This is a genomic window from Propionivibrio sp. (assembly GCF_017995515.1).
In the GTDB taxonomy this organism is placed as follows: domain Bacteria; phylum Pseudomonadota; class Gammaproteobacteria; order Burkholderiales; family Rhodocyclaceae; genus Propionivibrio.
This window is the reverse complement of record NZ_JAGOIT010000157.1, coordinates 1-5,406: the sequence shown is the minus strand read 5'-3', so window position 1 is coordinate 5,406 and position 5,406 is coordinate 1. Positions and strand designations below refer to the sequence as shown.

At 61.4% G+C, this 5,406-nt stretch carries 4 protein-coding genes and 1 riboswitch; all 4 genes read left to right on the top strand.

Annotated features, from left to right (window positions below):
- On the top strand, window positions 1–839 hold an 839-nt coding region (gene queG, locus KBA32_RS16370; protein ID WP_294361266.1), incomplete at its 5' end, for a tRNA epoxyqueuosine(34) reductase QueG.
- Between the two features lie 107 nt (window positions 840–946).
- Window positions 947–1,032: riboswitch (cyclic di-GMP riboswitch) on the top strand.
- 177 nt (window positions 1,033–1,209) lie between these two features.
- Complete coding sequence (locus KBA32_RS16365) at window positions 1,210–3,489, top strand: DUF1631 family protein (RefSeq protein ID WP_294361262.1); 2,280 nt, start codon at window positions 1,210–1,212, stop codon at window positions 3,487–3,489.
- A gap of 299 nt (window positions 3,490–3,788) precedes the next feature.
- Window positions 3,789–4,061 (top strand): helix-turn-helix domain-containing protein, encoded by a 273-nt coding sequence (locus tag KBA32_RS16360; protein ID WP_294361261.1) that lies wholly within the window; start codon window positions 3,789–3,791, stop codon window positions 4,059–4,061.
- Window positions 4,051–5,283 carry a type II toxin-antitoxin system HipA family toxin gene (locus KBA32_RS16355; protein ID WP_294361260.1) on the top strand — a complete coding sequence of 411 codons (1,233 nt, stop codon included), beginning with the start codon at window positions 4,051–4,053 and terminating at the stop codon, window positions 5,281–5,283. Before KBA32_RS16360 ends, KBA32_RS16355 begins: the two co-directional genes overlap by 11 nt.
- The last annotated feature ends 123 nt before the right edge of the window (window positions 5,284–5,406 follow it).

Here is a 5,406-nt window from a genome sequence, read left to right as displayed (position 1 = left end):
CACTCGCCTACGTCTCGCGCTATGCGCTCGGCCGCGATTACCACAAGACGATTCGGCAAAGACTGCAGAAGCTCGCGGATCGAATCGGCGGCGCACTCCACGCGCTTGATCCAGCCATTGATTTCGCGTATCGCGCCTTCTCGGACTCGGCGCCGGTCCTCGAAGTCGAGTTCGCGCGCCAATCGGGAATCGCCTGGCGCGGGAAGCATACCTTGTCGCTCACGCGTGAAGGTTCCTGGCATTTCCTCGGCGAGATCTACACGAACCTGCCGTTACCGCCGGATGCGCCGATCAAGCCGCATTGCGGGAGTTGCCAGCGCTGTATGGACGCCTGCCCGACGGCCGCCATCGTCGCGCCATACGAAGTCGACGCCCGACTGTGCATTTCCTACCTGACCATCGAACTGGTCGGGGCGATCCCCGTCGAACTGCGCCCACTGATCGGAAATCGAATCTACGGCTGCGACGACTGTCAGCTTTGCTGCCCGTGGAATTCCTTCGCGAAACTCGGCGATCCCGACTTCGCGGTTCGCAATGGACTGGACGCCACACGGCTTACCGAGCTCTTTTCCTGGACCGAAGCGGATTTCAACAGTCGACTTGCCGGCAGCCCGATCCGACGCATCGGCCACGAACGCTGGCTGCGCAATATTGCCGTTGCACTCGGCAACTCGCGCGCCACGCCGGCCGTACTGGCTGCACTCGAATCACGCCGTAATCACGATTCTTCGCTCGTTCGTGAGCACGTCAACTGGGCGCTGGCTCGCCTCCAGACCACCACGCGCGTAGCGCTCGCACCGTCTGGAGAAGCATCACCGCCGCCCATCGTTTCATCTTGATTTCCCGACGTTTCCGGATAGTATTGAGAGCGTGTGAAACGGCGCATTTCTGTGCACTATTTCACGGATTTTCAAGAGCGTTGCCGGGCCGTCGCACCGATCCGGTTTCTGAAACAGGGCAAAGCCGTCGAAAGGCGGTGACGCAAACTCTCCGGCCTAACGCCGTAACGGCCACGGTAGCGGGATCACCAGAATGCGGGGTTAAGATGTTTTTCTTCTTTGTGCAACTTGTGCCACGCGCCCTCCAGCGGCTTGTCCGGTCAATCGTTGCCGACGCGACCGCTCACCCGACCTCCGATCTGCAGCCGATTCGCCTGCCATCCGACCGCACCGCCGCGCTGCGACGCAGACAAACCCTCAAGGTACGACCATGACGCAATCGCCCTCCGGCCTCTCATCGAACCGGGTTTTCGCGCTGAGCGGACTCGGGCGCGAGCGGAATCCCGGTCATCGCATCCTTGGTGAGTGCCGGGATCAGCTGGTCGAAAGCCTGTGCAACTGGCTGCGCGATATTGCCGCACCGATTTCCGAGGAACTTTTCGTTCTTGCCGATTCAACGCGCGAACGCCTGCAACAGACGCGCTATCTCGACCTGCGCGCCGATATCGAAAAGGACTGGCCCCATTTCGTCGAGGCGTTTCGCCGCGAACTTTCCGCCGCAGCGGAGCATTGCCAGAATCAGGACAACCCAAAGGCGGCCGGCCAGGCGACTTCGCTCGAAATCCCCGATTTCGAGGGCCTCCAGTTGGTCGACGACGAGGATCTGTCGGAACACATCGTCATCCGCGAATTCGCCGCGCAGATTTCCGAAACCTGTGATGAAGAGCTCTACACGCTGAATCGCCGGGTCGCCGCGCTGCTCGGACACGACGAACAAATCGATTCGGCCAACCCGCTCGCGCCCAGGATCGTTTGCAATGCATTGTCCGACGCCTGCGCGACCATCGGCTCCGACGCGCAGTCACGCCTGCTCCTCCTGCGCCGGCTTGAGCGCCATCTGCACGCGGGCCTGCCGAGGGTGTACCAGCAAATCAATGCGTACCTCGTCGAACGCGGCATCCTGCCCGACCTCAAGCGGACTTACCGGCGCGGCGCGGCGGCCATCGAGGCGTCGACTTCAGCCGCAACCAGCGCCCCCGGTCTGCAAGTCGCCGCCGGTGTCGCATCCGCCGCCGGCACGGTCAACAACAACGGCATCCTCGATGCGCTGCACCGCATCGCCCGGATGCGCGGCGGCGTGGCCCCCATGTCGGCAGGCGCGCTGCAGGCGGCGCAAGGCGATTACCCGACCGGCCAGGCGGCCGGCCCGGCCATCGACCCGGCCGTCGTGAGCCAACTTTTGCTCTCGTCACTCAACGAAATGCAGCATGCGCCGGCCGTCGAGCCCGACAATGTCATCATCAACCAGGTGCGCATGGTCCGCGAGTCGGACGGTGCAAAACAGGTGGGCGGCCTGGAGGCGGTGACGATCGACATCGTCGCCATGCTCTTCGACTTCATCTTCGACGACAGCCACGTCCCGGTCGCCATCAAGGCGCTGCTCAGCCGCTTGCAGATTCCCGTACTCAAGGTGGCCATGCTGAACCCCGGCTTCTTCGCCGACCGCCAGCATCCGACGCGGCGCTTCCTGGGCGGCGTTTCCGGCGTCGCCATTCGCTGGGGCAACGCGGTCGATGAGGCCGACCCGTTCTACCGCAAACTGAGTGAACTCGTCGATCGCATCCAGAGCGAGTTCGAGAACGACGTCGAAATCTTCGGCACCGCGCTCACCGAACTCGAGGACTTCGTCCGCGAACATGAAAGTGAAGAAGACCACACGACGCTGACCGCGGCCAACGTCGTTATCCAGCGCGAGCTCGAAGTCGAAGCCCTGGAGCGAGCACAGCGCGCGGTTCGTACCTTCCGCACGCAGAACACGCTGCCGCCATTGATCGATGCGTTCCTTGACGAGCACTGGGTCGACGTTCTGCGCACCGTCGCCATCAAGAACAGTGGCAACGAGGTCGAATGGAAGGCGGCCAGCGATGTCATGACCGATCTGGTCTGGAGTATCGAACCCAAGAAGAACCCGGCCGACCGGCTCAAGCTGATCAGCCTGCTGCCGAAGCTCCTGGCCCAGCTGAACAAGGGACTCGACAGCGTCGGTGCGCAAGCCGAACAGCGCGCCGTCTTCTTCGACGGATTGATGAAATTCCACTCCGCCGCGCTCAAGGGCGACACGCCAGTCGCCGCACCGCAGGAAAAAGTGCCGGACCTCACGCCGTCGTTCACGCCGCAAGGCGACGGCGACCTGCTGGTCACGCGCAGCGTCGACCACGGCATCGAAGTCGAGGAAGTGGTTCTGGTTGGCGCGCCCCCCGTCTGGCGTGCCGACGAGCGCGAAATCTACCGCCAGGTCCACGAGCTCAAACGCGGCGACTGGGTGGAGTTCTGCGACGCGGAAGGCAACAAGAACCGCGAGCGACTCAACTGGATCAGCCCGCAGCGCGGCATCCTGCTCTTCAGCAACCACCGTTCGGCCAAGGCCATCTCGATCGTACCGGAGGCGCTGGTACGCCAGATCCGCGATGGCAACGCGACGATCCTGCTCGAAGAAGCGATTTTCGAACGTGCTTTGAGCGGCGCGCTGGAGTCGATCAGCGCAGCGTAGGCCTCGGCGCCGCATCAAACGGAGAAGCCGGACCGGTCAAGCAGCACTTCTAGTATTTGCGCCTACCGCCTCAGGGACAAGGATGCGCGCAGCTTATATGGAGGACGTTATTTCCTCCCTACAGAAGGGCGCGACGCTTTCGCTGGAGCTTCCGGCTTTTGCCCACAGCCTGGGCGATAAATACTGCCTCGGTCGCAAACGACTGTTGCAGAAATATTCATGCGCCGAGGTTTTCGCTCGAACACTAAACTGCAAGCTATGACTTGCAAATATGGCGAACATACTCTAAATTGAAAGTCATGGCTGACAATATCCGATTGCCTGACGAACTGGGGCGCCAACTCCGTGCGCGTCGCGAAGCACTGGGCCTGAGCAAATCGGCGCTTGCCGAAAAAGCGGGTAAGGTCCGCGAGGTCGTTTATCGCCTCGAGACTGGGGAAGACACCACAGTATCGTCGTTGCTGGCTGTCATCGGCGCATTGGGGTTGGTCCTTCGCCTCGAACATGCTGGGCTGCCCTCTGCAAGCGAAGTCGCCGCCAGGTTCATGGAAGAGGACGACAATGCTTCCTGAAAAAATCCGAATGCTGAACGTCTCCATTGGGGATGCAGAGAGTTCAGGGCAGTTGCTTCGTGCAGGCGCGTACGAGTTTCGCTATCTGAATCCCGACCCCGACCAAGCGACGGTCGCGTTGCTGATGCCACCGCGTGAACGGCTCACGTGGCAGGATGGCGACCTGTTTCCGCCGATGGACCAGAATCTCCCGGAAGGCGACTTGTTCATGCGGATTCGGGAGCTCTTTCCGAAACAACCGATGACGCCGATGCACCTGCTAGCGCTGGTCGGCCGCAATGGCATTGGTCGTCTGGGCTACAGCTTGCCGGATCAGGCAGCGACACCATTGCCTCGAACGCTCAGCAAGAGTGAACTGCTACGCACGGCTTACACCCCCGAAGTATTCGATGACTTGGTCACCGCCTACTTGAGCACCGGGGCCGGCATTGCAGGCATGCAACCCAAAATCATGGTGCCTGACCGGCCGACCGTACCCATTCCCTCGCTCATCGTGAAGGCCGCAAGTGCCGCCTACCCGGGGTTGGCTGCAAATGAATACCTGTGTCTGACCGCCGCTCAAGAAGCGGGGATCACGACCCCGTCGTTCGCGCTCTCGGACGATGGGCAGATGCTGATACTCGACCGTTTCGACCTGGTCGAGCGCGCCGATGGCCGAGTCGAGCGTTTGGGTTTCGAGGATATTGCGGCCCTGGCTGGGCTGCGGGTGCGGGACGTCTTGTCAGACCGCAAGTACCAGGGAAGTTATCAGCGCATCGCAGAATTGCTGCGCCAGCTTCACCTGCATAGCGATAACTTGCACCGTTTCTTCGAGCAGGTGGCGTTTTCCATCATGGTCCGAAACGGCGATGCGCACCTGAAGAACTTCGGCCTGCTTTACGACTCAGCTGAGCATATCGGGCTCGCTCCAATGTTCGACGTGGTCACCACGAGCATCTACAAGTACCGACAATCTCCTGGCGGGCCTTTGCTAGAGGACCATACACTGGCCCTCAAGTTGTTCTCAGGCAAGCACCAGACAAAGGCGTATCCCACAACCGAGGAACTGGTGGATTTTGGCCGCCGGGTATGCGGTGTTGCACAACCAACCCGAGTACTCGCTCGCATCGCGCAGGCCATGACCAGGACAATGGCCGAGGCAAAAGGGGACTCGCGCGTCCCGAGGGAATTGTGGACGCAGATGAACGAGGCGTGGGCGTCGGGGGATGGCTACGCGAGCTAGGGAAACGCTGATTTATTCCACCCTGCGATGAGCCGATGGCTGCGGGATGAGAAAATGCGGGAAGAGTGACAGCGGATAGGCGAGATGACGAAGCAGGCGAGTTTTTCCGAACTGGAATACGCG

What these genes read in the sequence shown, in the direction of transcription:
- KBA32_RS16365 (WP_294361262.1), top strand. Translation starts at nt 1,210, where the DNA reads ATGACGCAATCGCCCTCCGGCCTCTCATCGAACCGGGTTTTCGCGCTG.
- KBA32_RS16360 (WP_294361261.1), top strand. Translation starts at nt 3,789, where the DNA reads ATGGCTGACAATATCCGATTGCCTGACGAACTGGGGCGCCAACTCCGT.
- KBA32_RS16355 (WP_294361260.1), top strand. Translation starts at nt 4,051, where the DNA reads ATGCTTCCTGAAAAAATCCGAATGCTGAACGTCTCCATTGGGGATGCA.